Raw genomic sequence first — 20770 nt, 5'->3', positions numbered from 1 at the left:
GTGGGTTTTCGGGTAAAATCCCTGACAAATAAAATATTGGAATACTTATGGAATCTTTTCGTAAAGTTATTAAGGGTTGGTTGGGCAAAGTTCTGCTCATTTTGTTTTTGACCCCTTTAGCACTTGTAGGTATTGAAGGATATTTTAGTGGTGGGAAGTCAGAAGACTCAGCAAAATTAGTCAATGGCCAAGAAATTTCTAAGAAAGAGTTAGAAGCACTGACCAAAACATTTAAAGAACAGTACTTGGCTTATGCTAAGGGCGACGAAACTTTATTGAATCAATCCTATATTCAAAATAAAGCAATGGATAGCCTTGTTGCTCGTACCTTGTTATTACAACAAGCAGAAAAATTGGGTATTTCATTAAGTGATGCGCAGATTGAACAAATGGTTGCTCAACAACCGAGCTTTCAAGAAAATGGTAAATTTTCTGAAACCTTGTATTCAAATTATTTGCGTTCAGTCGGTATGACCAGTCAAGCTTTAATTGTGAATTTACGTCAAGACCATGCTTTAAAAATGTTGACTTCAACATTTATGGATTATGCGTTGGTGAGTAAACTTGATATTCAACAAATTGCGAATTTGCAAACTGAACAACGTACTTTGCATTTGGCCAGTATTAAGCTTGATGAATATAAGAAAAATATAAAAGTTACCCCTCAAGAAATAGCGACTTATTACGACAAACATAAAGATTCATTTAAGCAAGTTGCCAGTGTAGATGTGGATTATGTTGTATTGACACCTGCAAATGTTGCACCAGCGAATACCCAAGTCACAGATGCTGAATTGCAGCAAGCCTATGCCACATTTGTAGATGCGCAAAAGAAAAATATTAAACCTGTGGTAAAGCATATCTTAATTGCTGCAGACACTCGTTCAGATGCTGAAGCGAAGAAACTGGCAAATGAAGTGGCTGCGAAAATTAAAGCAGGGATGACTTTTGCTCAAGCAGCTGCGCAATATTCAGATGATACTGAGTCTAAAGCTAAGGGTGGTGTGGTTGAAGCATATGAAAAAGGGGTATTTGGTGATGCGTTTGATCAAGCAGTCGCTGCTTTAAAATCAGCTCAAGTATCAGCACCAATTAAAACCCAATATGGTTATCATTTAATTGAAACACAAGCAGCTATGGTTAAGCTTCCTTCTTTTGAAGCTGAAAAACCACGTTTGATGGCTGAGTTGCAAAAGAACAAATCTGCCAATGTTTTTGCAGATACGGTAAATAGTCTGAATGAATTGGTGGTGGGAAGTGATGCACTCGATGTTGTTGCACAAGAAGTTAAAGGTGTGACGGTTCAATCTGTGAAGGGTATGACATTATCTACACAACATGCAGTACTGAGCGATGCCAATGTAAAAGTTAAATTGTTTAATGATGATGTGAAAAATGGTGATCGTAATGCTTCAAGCAGTATTCAGTTAGGTAACGGTGATACTGTTTGGGTGAAAGTACGCAATTATCATGCTGCTGGTGTACAAAGTTTGGCTGAAGCGACTCCACGTATCAAAGCTAAATTAATTGAACAAAAAGCAACTGATGCTGCGAAAGCAAAAATCCAAGCGTCATTGAATAGTTTTAAATCACAACCTGCGGCAACTGTTGTAGCACAAAGTAAAATTGCATTTGAAAGTGCGGGCGTGTTTACACGTTCACAAGGCTTGAAACGTGAAGTTGAACGTGCAGCATTTAGTGTGCCGGCACCCAAAGCAGGTATGTGGTCAGTAGCAACGGCATCATTGCCAAATGAGTTGGTTGTTGTGGCTGTCTCTGATGTGAATAAGACCACATCAAGTGCGTTAACGGATGAACAATTAAATGAATTGTCTAAGTTGTACCAACAACTTCGTGGTCAACAAGAATTGGATGATTACACTCAATATTTAAAATCAAAAGCAAAAATTAAATAATTTTTGCTGAAATAAAAAACCTGCGTTTACGCAGGTTTTTTAATGGATGAGATAAAGTTTTATTCAGCACGCAGCTTAAGTTGATAACCTGAGTATTTGCGAATATTAATCACTCCTGTATCTAAAATTAGATATTGACCTTTAATGCCTTGCAAGATACCGCGAATAATCGGTGTTTTGTCTAGATTATGAGATTTTACTTTTTCAGGATATTGTTCTACGGGATAGATAAACTCATGCGGAAGTTCATTTTCCATCAGTTCAACGGTTTCATTGAATTCAAGGTTTTGACTAAATTCATCACGAATCGTTTGAATTTTTGGTGCAAATTCGGCTACTAGTTGCTCGCGAACTTCAAGTAAATTTAAGGGTTCAGCTTCACCTTTGAGTAATTTGCGCCAATCAGTTTTATCAGCCACTTGTGTTCCAAACATAATTTCAAGTTGACCAGATAAGCGACGTGAACCTACTTTCATAATAGGCAAGGCTTGTGTTGCACCCTGATCCAACCAGCGTGTTGGCATTTGTCCAAGTCGTGTGATGCCTACTTTGAGTGCACTGGAGTTGGCAAGGTATACAATATGCGGTTGGAAACAGACTTCATGGGCAAAACTATCTTCACGACAAGTACCTAAATGATAGTGACAAGTCTCTGGCTTCATGATGCACATATCGCATGAAGCTTTGGTTTTAAAACATTTGAAACAGTGACCTTGTGAATATGATTTTGGTGTTTTACTTCCGCAAGAAACACAGTAGATATTACCTGTCCATTCAATTTCAATTTCTTGACCTAAACGAAATGGAAGGTTAACTTCTGAGCGATCCAGAACGAATTTATACTCTACATTTGCCTTACGCGTCTGTTGATCAGTTACACTAAGGTTCTTTAAACCTGCATGCATTTTATGGCAAATGCCTTGTAGTTCCATGGAAAACTCTCTTAATAATAAGGATGCAGTTATGGCTGAACAAAATGTCATCACTTCAATGCTAGACGATTTATTCAAAGAACAGCCGATTCAAACTGCATTGTGCATTGGTCAAAATCTTGAGCAATACGACAATAATCAATTAATTCAATGGCACCATTTTAGCGTAACTGAATTTTTAAATCTGCCTTTTACCCAGCGATATGACGTGGGTTTTGTGTTGCTTGATTCTCAAGAGTTATTGGCTATTTCAAATATTCAAAAATCACAATTACTTGTAAAATTGCGAGATTTGATGGCAAAACGAATTGTTGTGGTCAGCCAGTTACAAGATGAAAAACTATTGCGTTCTTTAGGGTTTACTCAGCTGATTGATAAAACCCTACATGATCGTGATTTTGCTTTATGGCAATTTAATATCCTGACGTATAAGCATGTACCCGATTGGTTTAATTCGAAGTTTTGGGCTAACCCTGAAAATTGGAATAAATTCCGTTGGTAAGTGATTTATCTATACGGTTTTTATGATTGTAAGTTTTAACACTTTGTTTTTATTGATTGGTTTGAAAGTATTGTATTGCTTTATTGTACTTCTGTTCAGGACAATACGATGATCAATTTAAGTACTCAGCATGCTTTTGGTGGAAATCTTAATGGTGATTTCCTGTGGTAAATAGGCTATTGGGTTTAGATGTTTTCTTAGCAATATAGTGTGATTTTTTTAAACGAATTAAAATGATCTGAGATTGAAATTCGAGCTCACCAAATTCTGGCTCAACTTGTACATAATGTAGTTGACCAAATTCATCACGAACACGTGCTTGTGCTGAGAAGCCTGGGCGTGCATTGCCACTGGAAATCGTTGCGAGTCGTCCGAGTAAACTGACTTGTTGTTTTGTTTCTACTGGTTTAATCACTTGATCTAGGCAATGGATCATAAAAACTGTAAAGAAAATTGCAATAATCAGTGCTGGAATAATTAAGTAATAAGCAGGGAGAAATTTTTGTTGCTGAGCATAAACACAAAGTTGAAGGAAATAGCCTGAAAAGCTAAAGTTCATTAATAAGAACACCACAATTAGTGTTTTAGAGAACTTAACATTGAGAAGCGGTGATTCAGAGAGTTTCTTTGGGGACAGACTTTTTAGATATTGAGTGGGACGAATATTAAAGTAATAGCCGATGGTTTCGACCATGCTGAGTAAAATTAAAGCCAATAAACTTAAATGAAAGGGGATTAAGTTATAGTTCTGCAAAAATTCAAGCATGGTCAAATTCCATTGATTTTATTCTTCCGTGAGGTAAATTCCACCATCAGAATGCACGTTGATTGTTACTTTTTCAAGTGATTGACCTAAGCAAGGGCCAGAAATACATTCACCTGTTTCAACCAAAAAAAGTGCACCATGGGTTGAGCATTGAATATATTCACCGTCTTGATCTAAAAACTGATTTTCTAAAAATTCCAATTCAGTTTGTAGGTGAGGGCAAAGATTATTGTAAGCATAGTAAGCCCCATCACGTTGAGTGATAAAAATGGTTCTACCATCGTCTGTGTCAAAAGCACGTGCTTCGCGTTCAGGGATTTCTTCCGTCATGGCAATTCTCATCATTATGCACATTCCTTTTGGAAGTTGTTTAATAATTCCGCATAGCTTTCAACACTAAGGCGTGGGCCGAACTGTGAAACCACTTCACTTGAAATTAGAATCGCCAATTCAGCAGCCATTTGAAGACTTAAACCTGCATTTAATGCATAAAGGAATGCGCCAGCAAACGCATCACCAGCACCATTTGCATCGACAGCGGTTACAGTACGACCAGGAACTTTAAGTGTTTGTTCTGAATCAGAAATTAAAGCACCTTCTGCGGATAATGTAATGACAGTGTATTTGCTTTTTAATTGCAATTGAGCAAGTGCTGCCTCTACAGAATCAGTTTCTGTATACATCATCGCTTCTTGTTGATTGCAGAAAATTAAATCTACACCATCATCTAATAGCTCATCTAAGCCTTGACGTGCATATTGCACCATCGCAGGATCAGATAGGGTTAAGGCAATTTTAACCCCATGTGCTTTGGCAATTTGACGAGCTTGTTTTACCGCAAGGCAGGCAGAGCTGCTGGTCGATAAATAACCTTCAATATAAAGCCATTTTGCTGTTTTTAACGGTTCAAAGTTAATCTGATCTGCACTGAGTTCCGCAGTAATACCAAGGTAAGTATGCATTGTGCGTTCAGAATCTGGGCTGACCAATACCATGCAAGTTCCTGTTTCACCCTCACTCACAGAATGTTCTGTGGTTTGGATGCCAGCTTCATTTAGACCTTTTAAGTAAATACGACCTAATTCATCATTACCTACACGGCATCCGTAAAATGCTTTGCTGCCTAATGCACTAAACGCAACGGTTGTATTTGCAGCAGAACCACCAGATGCTTGACCTTTATAAATTTGTGTTTCTTTTAAATTATTATATAAATTTGCTTGTGTTTCACCATCAGTCAACTGCATAGTGCCTTTTTGCAAATTTTGTTGAATAAGGAAGTCATCAGAGACTTTAAATTCTTGGTCAATTAATGCATTACCAATTGCAAAAAGATCAACAGTTGCCATGTTTTTCATTCACACTTTAAATTAAAGCGCTAAGTTTACACCAATGCTCATGATAGCTGTAGATTGATGAATAAAATTCAAGATGTGGCGCATTTATTCGGTCAAAATGCAATATAGGAAAGGATGAGGAAGGTTAGATGAATATCACGATTGATAAAGCTGAACAATTACCAACACAAATTCAGGAATTGGCGAAGCAAGCACAGAAAGAAGGATTTCAGTTTGTTGATCGCTTGATTGAAGAGTATGAAAGTGGAAAAAATAGGTTCAATCAACCAGGGGAATTTCTTCTTTTTGTTTATGACGATGAAAAGCTGATTGCCTGTGGGGGGTTAAATCAGCAGTGGAATGAAAACGAAATTGATAACAGAATTGGTCGCGTACGTCGTTTTTATGTATTGCCCAAATACCGTAAGCATGGTGTAGGTAAGCAGTTGTTACAACATTTGGAAAAAAATGCTCGGGAAAATTTTTCAGCACTTTGCTTAAATACAGATACTAAATCTGCGGCTCATTTTTACCAGAAGCAAAATTATGTTTTTGTGGAAAATCACCCGAATTATAGTTATTTCAAATATTTACTCTAGTATTAGATGGCTTTAGATTATGATGCTGCTTAGCTTGGTTTTTATACTGGGTAGCATCATAGTAATGGCTGTTGTTGATTTTTTTTGAAATTTTAATTAACGCAATATCTTTTTTAAATTGATAAAAATAAAAAAACCAGTATTTAAAAAATTTAATTTTTTATTTTGTGAAAAAATAAGCGTGGTTCAAATCATTTAAGTGGTTTTTATGGGTAATACCTTTGATTTGAAAGCTTAAATGACGCAAAAAATCATATCGGAAATTATACCAATTTTAATATTGAATTAAGTGCTTGGCTTGAACATATCAGTAAAGATTGTTATTGAGTTTAGCTGATGAACCAAACACAAAGTCTTGCCACTTCCTTATCCAAGGTGCCGGAAATAACAGCGCTCTTTTGGGTCACGAAAATATTTGCTACAACTTTTGGTGAAACAGCGGGTGACGCTGTATCTATGTCGCTGAATTGGGGGGGATTTAATGAGCACGGCAATTTTTGCTGTGCTATTCATTTTACTGCTCTATTTTCAGGTAAGTGCAAAAGCATATCGACCTTATTTATATTGGTTCACCATTATTGCCAGTACCACAGTGGGTACAACCATGGCCGATTTTGTTGATCGCTCTTTAGGGATTGGTTATATCGGTGGCAGTACGTTGTTACTAAGTTTGGTGCTCCTTTCTCTTTTTAGTTTGGTATAAATCGGAAGGCAGTATTTCCCCGCATAGTGTGAATTACCCTCGTGCAGAAATTTCCTATTGGTTGACCATTACCTTTTCACAAACACTGGGAACGGCTTTGGGAGATTGGTCGGCAGATACCGCGGGTTTGGGTTATAGCGGTGGTATTGTTTTGTATGTCGGTCTCATTGCATTGATTGCTGGATTGTATTTTTTGAGTCGAATTTCTCGAACAGTGTTGTTTTGGAGTGCTTTTGTTTTAACTCGACCTTTAGGTGCAGTTGTTGGCGATTTTTTGGATAAACCGCTGGCTTCTGGTGGTTTGGATTTAAGTCGCTTTGGTGTCTCTGCGGCAATTTTGATTGCTATCGTGATATGTATTTATTGTGCTTATCGACCAACGATGAAAAATATTTAATCTTTATGGCATATTGCATTATTTTTTAACCAAAAATTAAAAATGTTGATAACGAACTTAGAAGAATAAAAAATCTATACTGAAATACACGGAAATTAGTGTTTGCACCAATCCATAGTCATGAAAGATTCAGGTATAATCGGAATAACTTATAAAATTGTATCTGATTTGGAGATCACATGACTGTAGATGTTACTGAAACCATTACTCAAACTGTTCATCCTGCGTTTCAGTTGATACGTCAACACCATGTTGAAGCCTTAGACGTTTTTATTTCTGAATATAAACACAAAGTGACGGGCGCAACGCATTATCATTTGGCAAGTGACCTTGATGAAAATGTCTTTTTAGTCGCATTTCGTACCCAGCCTATGGATTCAAAAGGCGCAGCGCATATTTTGGAACATACTGCATTGTGTGGTTCGGAAAAATTTCCAGTGCGTGACCCATTTTTCTTGATGATTCGTCGTTCACTAAATACTTTTATGAATGCGTTTACTTCAGCCGATTGGACAGCCTATCCATTTGCAACACAAAATAAAAAAGATTTTCAAAACTTGTTAGAAGTTTATTTGGATGCTGCATTTGCTGCAAATTTAAATGAACTTGATTTTGCTCAAGAAGGTATTCGGATTGAGTTAGAAGAAGGTCAACCTGTTTATAAAGGTGTGGTTTTTAATGAAATGAAAGGAGCAATGAGTTCTCCTTCAGATCAGCTTTATCATCAATTGGCACATCATTTATTCCCTAAAACTACGTATCATTACAACTCAGGTGGTGATCCTAAAGATATTCCAGATTTAACCTATTCAGAATTGGTAGATTTCTATAAGTCGCATTATCATCCAAGTAATGCTGTATTTATGACCTTTGGTGATGAATCTGCCTACCACTTACAAGAACAGTTTGAAACTTTAGCCCTGTCTAAATTTAAACAAGGTCAAACACTGTATTCAACACCTGAAACACGTTTAGCTGCTCCGGTTGAAGTGACAGAAACCTATGCAGTTGATGCTGAAGATTTAACCGATAAAACCTATCACATTATTTCATGGTTATTGCCTGAAGCCAGTGATATTAAATTACGTTTAGGGATGCGTTTGGTTGAAGGTATTTTACTGGAAGATTCGGCTTCACCATTACGTCATTATTTAGAAACGTGTGGTTATGCACAATCTACTGGTCCAATTATGGGCGTAGATGATTCAAACTTTGAAATGACGTTTTTCTGTGGTGTGCAAGGTTCAAATCCAGAACATGCTGAAGAATTTAAAAACGGTGTGTTTAAGATTCTTGAAGATGTTGCATCAAAACCTGTCGACACCGATATGGTGGATGCAATTTTACATCAAATTGAATTGCATCAACGTGAAATCAATGGCGATGGTATGCCGTATGGTTTAAGCCTGATCTTAAATGGTTTAAGCAGTGTGATTCATCACAGTGACCCCATTCATGTTTGGGATGTTGACAGTGCGATGGAGCAAGTCAAAGAAGAACTCAAAGATCCAATGTGGTTGTCGAATCTGATTAAAACCTATTTGATTGATAATACACATCGTGTACAAATGACTTTGGTGCCAGATGCCAACAAGTCAGCCGCTGAAGCAGAAGCAGAAAAAGCACGTTTGGCTGAAATTGGTGCCAAACTGACTGAAGAACAAAAAGCAGAAATTATTGCGCAGACGGAAGCATTAAAAGTTCGTCAAGATACACCAGATGACCTCAACTTATTGCCAAAAGTTGGTTTAGAAGATGTACCTGCTGATTTACATATCGTACAAGGTCAATTGCGCGAAATTATCAGTAACGGTTTAGATACGCCACTGAATTTGTACCATGCGGGAACCAATGGTATTTACTACCAACAAGTGACGGTTAAAATTCCTGATGAGGTTGTACAGTCACCATATTTCAATTTATTGTCGGTTTTGTTGGGTGAAGTAGGTGCTGGAGAATATGATTATCTCGAGTTACAACAACTGCAAACTGCGGTCAGTGGTGGTGTGGGGATGGGGGCATCTTTACGTTCAAAAGTGAATGACAAAAACAAAATTAGTGCATGGTTAACGCTTACGACGAAATCGTTGGTGAATAATTTTGAAGCTATTCGTTTGTTGAAGTTGGCATTTGAACAACTCCGTTTTGATGAAAAAGACCGTATTATTGAATTATTACAACAGCGTAAAACCCGTTGGCAGTCGCGTTTGTCAGGTTCAGGTCATAGTTATGCAATGCAGATCGCATCACGTAACTGTGGTGCTTTAGCACAACGTGATTATCAAAATACGGGCTTGGGCGCGCTGAATTGGTTGGGTGACTTGGTTGCTAAAATTGAAAATGATGAAGCGGCTTATGATGCTTTAATTGTGGAACTAAAAGCAATTCACCGTTTACTTTTACAAGCACCAAAACAATTTTTATTGGTCTCTGAAGAACATCAATCTGATGCTTTAGTTGAAGAAATTCAAGTTGTTTGGGATAAGTTAGTTGTAGATAAAACCCCTGTAGAATTGTCAGCAATTAGCACGGAAAATAGTACGAAAGATGAGGCTTGGTTAATTCAAGCCAATGTTCAATTTTGTGCTTTAGCTTATCCTGCTGTCGAAGTTTCTCATCCTGATGCAGCGCCTTTAATGGTGTTGGCTGCTTACTTACGCAATGGTTTCTTGCATAGTGCTATTCGTGAAAAAGGTGGTGCTTACGGTGGTGGTGCGAGCTATGATGGCAATGCATGTTCATTCCGTTTTTATAGTTATCGTGATCCGCGTTTGGCAGAAACATTTAAAGACTTTGAAGCAAGTATTGTTTGGTTGTTGAATACCGAACATCAACCGCATCAACTTGAAGAAGCGATTTTAGGCTTAATTGCGAGTATGGATAAGCCCGGTTCTCCTGCGGGTGAGGCGATTAGTGCTTGTTATGCTTTATTGCATGCACGTACACCAGCAGTGAGAAAGCAATTACGTGCACGTTTGCTTGCAGTTAGTTTGGATGATTTGAAACGCGTGGCGCAGCACTATCTTGTTCAGCAAATACCAACAAGAGCAGTTGTTGCACCCGTGGCTAAACGTGATACTTTATTAGAGTTGGGTTTTGACATTAAACAAGTAAATTAAAAATAATAGGGTAGGTTAATATGGCGTTCAAAACAATTGAACGCACTACTTTGCAACTGAGCATGATTATGCTCAGTTCATTGTATGTGGCGAATGTACATGCTGTAAATCCAGAGTCTTTGATTGCGCCAGCAAGCCCAGAAGCATGCGTAGCATTAGAGTCTAATGCAGATCGTTTGGTTTGTTACGATACTTTGTTTAAAGTGCCTGAGGCAAAAAAAACAGCACTTCTTTCTGAACGTCAAGCCGCAAATGAGCTGGCTCCTGAACCGACCCAACCAGAAACACTAAAAGAAAAAATTAGTCATGGTGTGAGTAATGTCTTTGCTGCTGAAGGTCCAGCAATTAACCCGAATACATCTTTGCTAGATAAGCGTTGGGAGTTGTCAACTGCCAGTAAACTTGGAACATGGAATATTCGTGCGCATCAGCCCGTTTATCTGATGCCAGGATTTTGGACTTCTGATAAAAATGAACGTCCATCGAGTCCGAATGAAAACAATACGGTGCCAGCTGGTGAGGAACTCAATTTAACCTCTATGGAAGCCAAGTTTCAGTTGTCGTTAAAAACCAAAGCGCTTGAAAATTTATTTGGTGATAATGGGGATGTTTGGCTGGGTTATACACAATCATCGCGTTGGCAGGTTTATAATGGTGATGAATCACGTCCTTTTCGTGAAACCAACTATGAGCCTGAAGCAAGCTTAGTCTTTCGAACCAATTATGAAATATTGGGTTTAAATGCGCGTTTATTGGGTTTAACCTTTAATCATCAATCGAATGGTCGAGCAGATCCATTATCACGTAGTTGGAACCGCATCATGTTCAATGTTGGTTTTGAACGGGATAATTTTGCCTTAATGCTACGTCCTTGGTATCGTATTGAAGAAGATGCGAAAGATGATAACAATCCAGATATTAAAAACTATATTGGTCGTGGTGATTTAACTGCATTCTATCGTTGGAATGATCATGATTTTTCATTGATGCTGCGTCACTCCTTAAAAGGTGGTGAGGATGCACATGGAGCAGCGCAATTTGATTGGGCATTTCCCATTAGTGGTAAATTGCGTGGCTATGTACAATTGTTTGATGGTTATGGGGAAAGTTTGATTGATTATAACCATCGTGCGACTTATGTCGGTCTAGGTGTATCATTAATGAATTGGTTCTAAACTTTATCAATGCCTTAAAAACCACTCAATAGAGTGGTTTTTTGGCTTAAAGTAAATGTGATCTAACCAATTTGAATATCGGTGGGTGGGTGCTTTAAACGACTCTTTTTGGGCGTAGCAATAAGATAAGCCAACGTCAGTGGTCCTAAACGACCAGCAAACATGAGTAAGATTAATGCGATTAAACTCGCAGGTTGAAGTTCACTGGTGATGCCGCGCGATAAACCTACGGTACAAGCAGCAGAAACGGCTTCAAATAATAAATCTAAGAATTCTTTATTTGGCTCTAAAATAAGCAGAGTAAATAACCCTAAAAAGATGAGTATTCCTGTAATTGAAACAACAGCGAAGGCTTTAAATGACGTCACTTTTGACACTGAATGGTTAAACACACGGAGTTCTTCAGAGCGACGTAAAAAAGTAATCACACTGAGAATAACAATAATAAAAGTGCCGACTTTAATTCCACCCGCAGTACTGAGAGAACCTCCACCAATAAACATCAATACCATGGTCACTAAGGTTGAAGCATCACTCATACTCGCCATATCTAAGCTGTTAAAACCAGAGGAGCGTGGGACAGTCGCATGAAACCAAGCGTTCACCGCTTGATCACCCAGACTCATACCCGCAAGCGTTAGGGGATTACTCGCTTCTAACGCCCAAATGACAATAAAGGCGGCAAGGTTTAATCCCACAATTGTTGAAAGTATTAATTTACTGTTTGGACTCAGTTTTTTCCAACGATGCGCGCGTTTAATATCCATCAGGACAACAAAGCCGATTCCGCCAATAATGTAGAGCATGCTAATGGTAAAAGTAATGAAATAATGCTCGGAAAAGCTCATTAGACTATTTGGGAAAAGGGAAAAACCACCGTTATTAAATGCGGAAACACTATAAAAAGCGGCATAGAAAAAGGCATGAGCAAAATCGTATTCTTGCATCCAAGCAATGGTTAAAATGACAGTGCCAAGCGCTTCAAAAAATAATGAGTATAAAAGGACACCTTTAATGGTAAAAGACACTTTAGATAGGCTGGTTTGACCAATAGTCTCTTGTGCCATCACTTGCTGTTTTAAGCCGATATTAGATGATAGGCTCAGTGCTGCAAGAATGGCAAAGGTCATAAAGCCCAAACCACCACATTGTAGCAACAACATAATAATCACCTTACCAAAAGTGGTGTAGGCTTCACCGACATTCACCACTGAAAGACCAGTAATAGTGACAGCAGAGGTCGCGGTAAATAGGGCGTTAATCCAAGATAATTCACCATAATGAGCAATCGGTAGTTTGAGTAATAAAGTACCGATCACAATAAAACTTAAGAAACCCAGTGCTAGCAAGCTAGGTGGGCTCAGATTAATGGTATTGTGCTTTTTATTATGTAATCGATTCATATTTTATTTAAACCGTGCAGAAAGTTTTCGTAATGGTTCAAGTTCTCCTTCAACCACCAGAATATCCCCAACTTGTAAGATTAAATTTGGATCAATACTAAATAGAACGTCCTTACCACGTTTATGTAAAAGGGTTTTAATCTCGGGTGTATGTTCCATTAGGTGATTGAATCGTTCACCTTTGAGGCTATCTTTAATTTCAATTTTGACAATGAAATGATTGTCTTCTAACCCCATATATCGACTGACCATAGGGTAACTGAGGGATTGCGCAACGCGAACGCCCATATCTTCTTCAGGATGAATGATTTTATTGACCCCAAGATGAGTCAAAATCATGTGATGAGCTTTGGATTTAGCCTTGGCCCAGATCTTTTTAATACCCAAATTTTTAAGATGCAGTACGCATAAAATACTGGCTTCAATATCTTCACCAATGGCGACCACAACCGCTTCACAATTTTGAATGTTAAGTTCGTTAAGTACATGTTCATCGGTTGCATCGGCAATCACTGCATGTGTAATTTGATCTGAAATACTTTCTACAAATTTTTTATTGCTGTCGATACCAATCACATCATGATTTAAACTCACCAGTTGCGTGGCTATAGTGGCTCCAAAACTTCCTAATCCAATTACTGCAAACTGAGCCATTCAAGCATTCCTTATCCATTTTATGTGATTTAGATTCATAACGTGTATCTGAAAATCTATGTTCATTTTATAAGGTTATGGTTTATGCATCTATCAGGCTTACAAAATTATATATAACAAAAGCTTATTTTTAAGATGGAGCATTGTAGAAAAATAAAATGAATAGATAGCATATAAGCCTTTGCAAATTGAATAGCGTCATAAAACCTTCAAAAACTCTCGCTATAATTTTGTATATATAATTTTCTATTTTTATAGTGAATTTAAAGAAACTGAGCATAGAAGAATTAAAAATGGACGATAAAAAGATTTTTAAGATATTACAGCGATGGTTTTCGGTATTGGAACTTCGGGAAATTCCCAAGAAGAAATACCGATGTAATTTTGAGCAATTTTTGGCGTGGATTTCAGCTGAAAAATTAGGTAAGGATTTTCATGCTTATTTAATGTCGGTAGATTCTGAAAATCCTTATGAAAATGGATTGGAAAAGTGTGCTCATTTGCAGCATAAAAACATTGATATTGGTTTGGTACAGCAGGCTATTCGTAAAAAAACCACGCCTTTATATGCACATTATGAGCAACATAAAGAAGTTATTGGGAAATATTACAATGTAAATGATCAGGTTTTTGATCTTGTTTTTGAAGAAATTTTTACGCTATTAAAGTCCCAGAATTTGGAATTGTTATTGATTTATGCAGATAGAACTTACTGGATGGCTGTTCCTAATGATGATGTTAAAATCCATAAATTTTGTAAATCTTTCACCAAGCAATTTAAGGATGAAGGTGTGTGTATAGAGCACTATACACAATTAGATTGTTTAAGATCGACTTGAAAATTTATCTTGTCCTGAAAATAGCTTTACACTGATTTTAAATAAAGTACTCCATAGATAATAAGAAACAGCAATATACTTTTATCTATTTGTATTCATGCTGAATAGTCAATGTTTAATCATCATGGCTGATTTGGCACTCTTTGAATTCGGCTTCTCATTCATTATTTTTTGGCGTTGTATAGCTTTCAATATTGGCAAAATTTGGGCATTCAGACATACGTTGCGTATGTTGAAACAGTACATCACCAAAAATGTTTTTTACCGTATATTCAAATTGATGCTGGTCTTCTTTCATGATATTAAGCGTGGCTTTACGCTCAAGTTCAGGATATTGAGTTAAACGGTTTAAACCATAGCATGAAAAATCACGTACAAATATTGCGACATCGGGGTCAAGTTGTGTTTTCTCATAGTCGTCGAGCATGATATACACTAAAAACTTAGGATATTGATTTAGCATTTCAGCTTTGGCACTAAAACCCGCGATATTTTGTAAGTTGGTCGCGATCGCATTGTTTGGAATATTACGCATACTGTTTCGAATACGTTGTTCTTCCTGACTCAATTGATAAGCAGGATAGCCATAGAAATAAATGCCAAGTGTAGTGATGATAAAAATAAGAATAAGGCTTAATTTCATAAAAATTGGATTGTTTTATTTTTAGGCATTTTATAAGTTTAAAATTGTTTTGTCACTGTGTTTTCATAATTAAATTTCATTTATTTATCATTGTTTTTTATAGTAAAAAAACCGCCAGAAGGCGGTTTTAAAAAATATTCAAAGCTTATTTCAAGAAACGTTGATAACCTAAGTTATTGGTAATTTCAGCATATGGATAAGTAATATTTTCCAATGTTTCAATTAAACCATCTGGGTTTTGTTTCTCGTCGCTTGCTTCAAGGCCCACCAGTACACGACCTTCAGCAGCACCATGATTACGATAGTGGAATAGGGTGATGTTATGCGTTGGCCCAAGACGTTCTAAGAAGGTTAATAACGCACCCGGACGTTCTGGGAACTCTACGCGGAATAAACGCTCATTTTCGATATCCGCATGCCCACCAACCAAATAACGAATATGCAATTTTGCCACTTCGTCATCAGATAAGTCATCGACATCATAGTGAGCTTGTAAGAGTTCATGGATATCATGACGCTCTTTTTCACCACCTTTTAGACTGATTCCGACAAAGACTTGAGCGGCGCTCGAAGTGCTGGCACGGTAGTTAAACTCAGTGATATTACGACCTTGTAAAGCACGGCAGAAGTTAAGGAAGGAACCTTTTTCTTCAGGAATAGTCACGGCAAAAATAGCTTCTTTACGTTCACCAAGTTCTGTTCGTTCTGCGATATAACGTAGGCGGTCAAAATTCATGTTGGCACCGCACACAATCGAAACCATGTTCTTATGTTCTAGACCATGTTGTTCAACATATTTTTTAATTCCAGCCAGTGCCATTGCACCAGAAGGTTCAACAATGCTACGACATTCATCATAGGTGTCTTTAATGGCAGCACAAATTTCATCTGTATTGACCAGAATGACATCACGTTCAACAATTGGCCCTGAATTATCCGATTTTTGTAGTTGGATCACTTGAAAAGGTTTTTCACCAATTTGTGCCACCGCCGTGCCATCGGCAAATAAGCCGACTTGTGGCAGAATTACACGCTCGCCAGCTTCAAATGCTGCTTTGAGGCATGCCGATTCATCGTATTCCACAGGAATGACTTTGACATGGGGTGCAACATCACCCAAGTAAGCCGCAACGCCCGCAATTAAACCACCACCGCCCACTGCAACAAAGACATAGTCGACATCGCGCCATTGGCGTAGAATTTCATTGGCAATGGTGCCTTGACCCGCCATGACCAATTCATCATCGTATGGTGGAATAAAGGTCATGCCTTCATCTTTTGCACATTGAATGGCGTATTTATTGGCAACATCAAATGAGTCACCATGTAAAACCACATCACCACCTAAGCGTTTCACTGCTTGTACCTTAATGTCAGGTGTGGTTTTTGGCATCACAATAATGGCGCGAATTCCCAGTTTTTGACCAGATAGAGCCACACCTTGCGCATGGTTGCCTGCTGAAGCTGTAATAACGCCACGTTCTAACTGAGATTTCGGCAATTGACTAATACGGTTGTAAGCACCGCGTAGTTTGAAAGAAAAGACAGGTTGTAAGTCTTCGCGTTTGAAGCGAATATTATTGTTTAGTTTCTCACTAATTCGTGGCGCTGCTTCGAGTGGAGTTTCGATAGCAACGTCGTACACAGTTGCTTGTAATATTTGTCGAACCAAACGAGACAGCATGTTAATTTTCCATCTAACAGTTTAAAATAGATTTTTATTGTAACAAACCCCTGTACATTTGGGCTGTAAAATCAGCAACAAATGTCAAAAAATAGTTGAGCCAAGTTATGAGTCTGTATGCGACCCAAGATGAAAAGAAACAAGCTGCCGCGAAAGCTGCTTTAAAGCATTTGCCAAAGGGCGGTATTTTGGGTGTAGGTACAGGAAGTACTGTAAACTTCCTCATTGAATTATTACCAGAACTGCAATTAGAAGCAGCAGTTGCAAGTTCTGAAGCGACTGCACAACGCCTTAAAAAGTTAGGTATTGAAGTGGTTGATATGAATCACGTTGGTGGTTTAGATGCTTATGTCGATGGTGCGGATGAAATTGACCGTCATATGCACATGATTAAAGGTGGTGGCGCTGCATTGACCCGTGAAAAAATTGTCGCGTCGATTGCGAAGAAATTTGTATGTATTGTTGATGATTCAAAATGGGTTGAACAATTGGGTCATGACTTCCCACTTCCAGTTGAAGTGATTCCAATGGCACGTTCTGCTGTGGCACGTAAAATTGTGAGTCTGGGTGGTGATCCTGTATACCGTGAAGGTGTCGTTACCGATAATGGTAATGTGATTTTAGATGTGCATAACTTCAACATCTTAAATGCACTTGAACTTGAAAAAACACTCAATAATATTCCGGGTGTTGTGACCAATGGTATTTTTGCCATTCAAAAAGCGGATATTGCCATTGTGGCAACCAATAACGGTATTGAAGAACGTACTGCGGTTTAACTAAATAATTTCCCCAAACTCTGAGCAAATTTTAAAGCACTGCTTTAAAATTTGTGCAAGAAAACTCATTTAGTAAAATTATTCCTAATTAGTTTTCTCATCCTTTGAAAAAGGATGAGAAACACTGTTTCGCAAGGGGAGGATTAAAAATATAAAAATGAATCTAACAGATCTGCCTGAAATTAAAATTGTCTATCATGCACGAGCGATACGATTGCGCTTGCGGGTCGAGCCAACACAAATTCGTTTAACTGCACCATTATTTTGTAGCAAAAAACAGATTCAAAATTTTATTGATCAATCAGAACAGTGGTTAGTCAAAACTTGGCAAGAACAGCAGCAGAAACAAGAAATACAGCTGCAAAATAGGCTGTTCCCGACAGAACTTAAACTCTTTAATTTAGAACAATTTATACAGATTACTTATCAAGCGCAGCAGAGAAATTTTGTGTTTGATCATGAGCGTTTGAAACTCAGTGTCAGTGATCGTCAGCCTGAACAATACTTAAAAGCGTTTGTAATCGCGTATGCAAAGCATCATCTTCCGATTTTTTTAACGCAAGTGAGTACTGAAACGGGTTTGAGTTTTGCTCAATGTGCAATTCGGCAGCCAAAAACACGTTGGGGGAGTTGTACATCTAAACATGACATTATGTTGAATAGTGCTTTAGTGTTGTTTCCTCAAGAGGCTGTTAGATATGTATGTGTACATGAATTAGCACATACCCGATATTTTGATCATAGCCCACAGTTTTGGGCGCAAGTACAGCTACATGACCATAACTTTCAGCAGCATCAGAAAATGTTAAAAACAAAACAGTTACATTGTTGGTGGTTTTTTAGTAACCACTAAATGGATTGATGTTTTAATTTTTTATTTTTAAGTGTAGATTGAATCGTATAAAAACTGATTTAAAATTCATGCGTTGAACCTTTCTCCCATATCGTAATAAAAGAACTCAGATGTGAATTTTACAGATATTCATTATTTCGTATTAATCGTCCCGAGCTGTCTCATCTTGATGGGTAGTCTGTTCTTAATTTGTCATTTTTTCTTCAAAGCACCACATTATTTGTTGTGGTTGGGCATGGGATATATTGTTCCAGCATGTGCTTTGGCAGCACAAAGTTTAATGTCGAATCAACACATGACGATGTCTTCCCCCATACTAGGGATCATGTATTTGTTTGGTGCTTGGGCCAGTGCTTATGCGATGGCTTTAAGGAAAAATGCACAGGCACATTCTAAATTTGCATGGGTATTGATTGTGATGATTGCCGCCTTGCTTGCTTATTATGCCTTTGTAGATGAGCAACTCTGGATACGCATGCTGATTTTGAATTTAGGTGTTGCTACGATTCAGGCCTTGGTTCTTATCTCAATGTTTTCCCATTTTAAACACAATGATCGGTTAAATAAAATCGTTGATCTTTCCTATCTGTTTATTGTGTTTTATACCTTTGTTCGTAGCTTGATTATTTTTCTGTTTTTAAAAAATATTGATGCCAGCATGCTTTCGACTTCGGTTTGGTGGTTGATGATGTTAGCTGCCAGTATTTTATTGAGCATGTGGTTTGCTATAGTTTTATTGGGCACTATGGTGCGAGATATTGTCTTTAAACTCAGTGAAGAGCGTTCACGAGATTCATTAACCTATTTGCTCAATCGACGTGGTTTTTACGACGCTGCAAAAGTAAATTTAGCGCAAAGACCCGTGAAAAAATATTTTTTGCTGATGTGTGATATTGACCATTTTAAAAAAATTAATGATAGCTATGGGCATTTAGTTGGCGATCAAATTTTGCAACAAGTGGGACGGATTATTAGCCAAAACGTGCATGAAAATGATTTGGTTGGGCGTTTTGGTGGGGAGGAATTTATTATTTTATTACAAATAGAACAGGCCTCTGTTGCGTATCAAATTGCTGAGCGTATTCGTATGGCCATTGAGACTGAATTATTTTCAAAGCAAAGAATATCTGTAACGGCAAGTTTTGGTCTTGCTCATGTGAAAAATAAGAATCTAACCAATACAATTGATGTTGCGGATAAATTATTGTATCGCGCAAAACGCGCAGGGCGAAATTGTGTTTTTTTGGAAATGCATGAAAGTACGAATAATAAAGCGCTTAGCAATGATGAGAAAATATCACTAAAACCAAGCAAAATAGTTCAGAAAACCTAAACTTCCTGTCATACTGTCTTGCTAAGAAATAGATACTTTGATTTGAGGTCGTGATCGTGATTAGTGTTGGTATTGTCGGCGGTACAGGTTATACAGGCGTTGAATTGTTGCGTCTTTTACTACGACACCCAAATGTACAGGTTAATGTACTGACATCACGTACTGAAAATGGTCGTCGTGTCGATGACATGTTTCCAAGCCTGCGTGGTCATACCGATCTTTGCTATTCAGATTTAAATATCGACGAACTTAAACAATGTGATGTTGTTTTCTTTGCAACCCCGCATGGTGTAGCAATGAAGCATGCAGCGGAACTGGTTGCAGCAAAGACTAAAATTGTCGATTTAGCGGCAGATTTTCGCTTGCAAGATTTAGAACAGTTTGAAAAATGGTATGGTCTGGAACATGATTGTCCAGATCTTTTAAAAGATTCGGTTTATGGTTTGTCAGAGCTGAACCGTGACAAAATTAAACAAGCCAATGTGGTTGGTAATCCGGGTTGTTATCCAACAACCGTGCAACTGGGTTTAGCGCCATTATTTAAACATAGCGACACATTGGTGAAACCTGAAAGTATTATTATTGATGCAAAATCAGGTGTTTCAGGTGCAGGACGTAAAGCAAGCTTAGATATGATTTATTCGGAAAATGCCGATAACTTCAAAGCTTATGCGGTTGGCGGTCATCGTCATCATCCTGAAATTGTGGAAGCATTGGAAAATATTTCAGGTCAAAAAGGTGTGTTCAATCACATCGTTTTTGTACCCCATTTAGTTCCAATGATCCGTGGCATGCTTAGCACGATTTATATTGATTTAACTGATGCTGGTGATCAGACAGATTTACAAAGCTTATATGAAAAATTCTATGCCAATGAAGCTTTTGTTGATGTGATGCCTGCAAATAGTTCACCTGAAACACGTTCTGTTCGTGGTGCAAACCAACTTCGTATTGCTTTGTATAAACCACAGCCGAAAAAACTGATTGTTTTATCTGTACAAGATAATTTGGTGAAAGGTGCAGCTGGGCAAGCGGTACAAAATATGAACCTAATGTTCGGTTTTGCCGAAAATGCAGGTTTAGAAGGGATTGGTTTATTACCATAAAAAACGTTTTTCAACTTCACACACATTTAG

General features: G+C 37.8%; 18 protein-coding genes and 1 pseudogene. 11 read left to right on the top strand and 8 right to left on the bottom strand.

The annotated features are described in order from the left end of the window. The first annotated feature begins 47 nt into the window (after window positions 1–47). Window positions 48–1916, top strand: coding sequence for a SurA N-terminal domain-containing protein (locus tag B9T30_RS00595; protein WP_086183317.1), 1869 nt, complete (start codon window positions 48–50; stop codon window positions 1914–1916). A gap of 59 nt (window positions 1917–1975) precedes the next feature. Here B9T30_RS00595 and B9T30_RS00590 read toward each other — a convergent pair whose 3' ends face one another. Then, window positions 1976–2848 carry a DUF2797 domain-containing protein gene (locus tag B9T30_RS00590; protein WP_086183316.1) on the bottom strand — a complete coding sequence of 291 codons (873 nt, stop codon included), beginning with the start codon at window positions 2846–2848 and terminating at the stop codon, window positions 1976–1978. A gap of 31 nt (window positions 2849–2879) precedes the next feature. Between B9T30_RS00590 and B9T30_RS00585 the strand changes: the two genes are divergently transcribed. Then, window positions 2880–3350 (top strand): DUF6231 family protein, encoded by a 471-nt coding sequence (locus B9T30_RS00585; protein WP_086183315.1) that lies wholly within the window; start codon window positions 2880–2882, stop codon window positions 3348–3350. A 148-nt stretch (window positions 3351–3498) separates the two neighbouring features. Here the strand turns inward: B9T30_RS00585 and B9T30_RS00580 are convergent, their stop codons facing one another. From B9T30_RS00580 to B9T30_RS00570, 3 genes are read right to left on the bottom strand one after another with little or no spacing between them, the layout of a single operon-like run. After that, the gene (locus tag B9T30_RS00580; protein ID WP_086183314.1) at window positions 3499–4116 is read right to left on the bottom strand and encodes an OB-fold-containig protein; all 618 of its coding nucleotides are present in this window, start codon (window positions 4114–4116) and stop codon (window positions 3499–3501) included. Window positions 4117–4134: 18 nt separating this feature from the next. Further along, a complete protein-coding gene (locus B9T30_RS00575; RefSeq protein WP_167356295.1) occupies window positions 4135–4446 on the bottom strand; it encodes a Rieske (2Fe-2S) protein in 312 nt (103 codons plus the stop codon). 14 nt (window positions 4447–4460) lie between these two features. Then, window positions 4461–5465 carry an adenosine kinase gene (locus B9T30_RS00570; RefSeq protein ID WP_086183313.1) on the bottom strand — a complete coding sequence of 335 codons (1005 nt, stop codon included), beginning with the start codon at window positions 5463–5465 and terminating at the stop codon, window positions 4461–4463. 137 nt (window positions 5466–5602) lie between these two features. Between B9T30_RS00570 and B9T30_RS00565 the strand changes: the two genes are divergently transcribed. The 4 genes and pseudogenes from B9T30_RS00565 (at window position 5603) to B9T30_RS00550 (ending at window position 11446) form a co-directional block, all read left to right on the top strand. Continuing rightward, entirely contained in the window at window positions 5603–6052 is a 450-nt protein-coding gene (locus tag B9T30_RS00565; RefSeq protein WP_086163984.1) for a GNAT family N-acetyltransferase, read from the top strand. Between the two features lie 336 nt (window positions 6053–6388). Continuing rightward, a pseudogene (locus B9T30_RS00560) lies at window positions 6389–7152 on the top strand (hypothetical protein). Window positions 7153–7331: 179 nt separating this feature from the next. After that, window positions 7332–10271: an insulinase family protein gene (locus B9T30_RS00555; RefSeq protein ID WP_086183312.1), complete on the top strand. Its 2940-nt coding sequence runs from the start codon at window positions 7332–7334 to the stop codon at window positions 10269–10271. Between the two features lie 20 nt (window positions 10272–10291). Continuing rightward, window positions 10292–11446 carry a phospholipase A gene (locus tag B9T30_RS00550; protein ID WP_086183311.1) on the top strand — a complete coding sequence of 385 codons (1155 nt, stop codon included), beginning with the start codon at window positions 10292–10294 and terminating at the stop codon, window positions 11444–11446. A 62-nt stretch (window positions 11447–11508) separates the two neighbouring features. Here B9T30_RS00550 and B9T30_RS00545 read toward each other — a convergent pair whose 3' ends face one another. Together B9T30_RS00545 and B9T30_RS00540 are read right to left on the bottom strand one after the other, a co-directional pair. Then, window positions 11509–12849 (bottom strand): TrkH family potassium uptake protein, encoded by a 1341-nt coding sequence (locus B9T30_RS00545; RefSeq protein ID WP_086183310.1) that lies wholly within the window; start codon window positions 12847–12849, stop codon window positions 11509–11511. 3 nt (window positions 12850–12852) lie between these two features. Further along, window positions 12853–13503: a potassium channel family protein gene (locus B9T30_RS00540; RefSeq protein WP_086183309.1), complete on the bottom strand. Its 651-nt coding sequence runs from the start codon at window positions 13501–13503 to the stop codon at window positions 12853–12855. 257 nt (window positions 13504–13760) lie between these two features. Between B9T30_RS00540 and B9T30_RS00535 the strand changes: the two genes are divergently transcribed. Beyond that, the gene (locus B9T30_RS00535) at window positions 13761–14342 is read left to right on the top strand and encodes a hypothetical protein (RefSeq protein WP_227518930.1); all 582 of its coding nucleotides are present in this window, start codon (window positions 13761–13763) and stop codon (window positions 14340–14342) included. Between the two features lie 157 nt (window positions 14343–14499). On the opposite strand, the gene B9T30_RS00530 is transcribed toward B9T30_RS00535, so the two are convergent. Beyond that, window positions 14500–14985, bottom strand: coding sequence for a hypothetical protein (locus B9T30_RS00530; protein ID WP_086183307.1), 486 nt, complete (start codon window positions 14983–14985; stop codon window positions 14500–14502). Window positions 14986–15130: 145 nt separating this feature from the next. Continuing rightward, on the bottom strand, window positions 15131–16669 hold the full coding sequence (gene ilvA / locus B9T30_RS00525; RefSeq protein ID WP_086183306.1) for a threonine ammonia-lyase, biosynthetic: 1539 nt from the start codon (window positions 16667–16669) through the stop codon (window positions 15131–15133). Between the two features lie 107 nt (window positions 16670–16776). Between ilvA and rpiA the strand changes: the two genes are divergently transcribed. The 4 genes from rpiA to argC all read left to right on the top strand — a co-directional run bounded on the left by rpiA (window position 16777) and on the right by argC (window position 20740). Beyond that, entirely contained in the window at window positions 16777–17448 is a 672-nt protein-coding gene (rpiA, locus tag B9T30_RS00520) for a ribose-5-phosphate isomerase RpiA (RefSeq protein ID WP_086183305.1), read from the top strand. A gap of 157 nt (window positions 17449–17605) precedes the next feature. After that, on the top strand, window positions 17606–18301 hold the full coding sequence (locus tag B9T30_RS00515; RefSeq protein WP_086183304.1) for a M48 family metallopeptidase: 696 nt from the start codon (window positions 17606–17608) through the stop codon (window positions 18299–18301). Window positions 18302–18470: 169 nt separating this feature from the next. Beyond that, window positions 18471–19634, top strand: a complete 1164-nt coding sequence (locus B9T30_RS00510; protein ID WP_086183303.1) for a sensor domain-containing diguanylate cyclase — start codon at window positions 18471–18473, stop codon at window positions 19632–19634. A gap of 50 nt (window positions 19635–19684) precedes the next feature. Beyond that, window positions 19685–20740, top strand: coding sequence for an N-acetyl-gamma-glutamyl-phosphate reductase (gene argC, locus B9T30_RS00505; RefSeq protein WP_171264095.1), 1056 nt, complete (start codon window positions 19685–19687; stop codon window positions 20738–20740). Window positions 20741–20770: the final 30 nt, after the last annotated feature.

It is taken from the genome of Acinetobacter sp. ANC 4973 (assembly GCF_002135275.1).
GTDB classification, from domain to species: domain Bacteria; phylum Pseudomonadota; class Gammaproteobacteria; order Pseudomonadales; family Moraxellaceae; genus Acinetobacter; species Acinetobacter kyonggiensis.
Note: the sequence above shows the minus strand (reverse complement) of the source record. Positions and strands in the feature narration are given on the sequence as shown.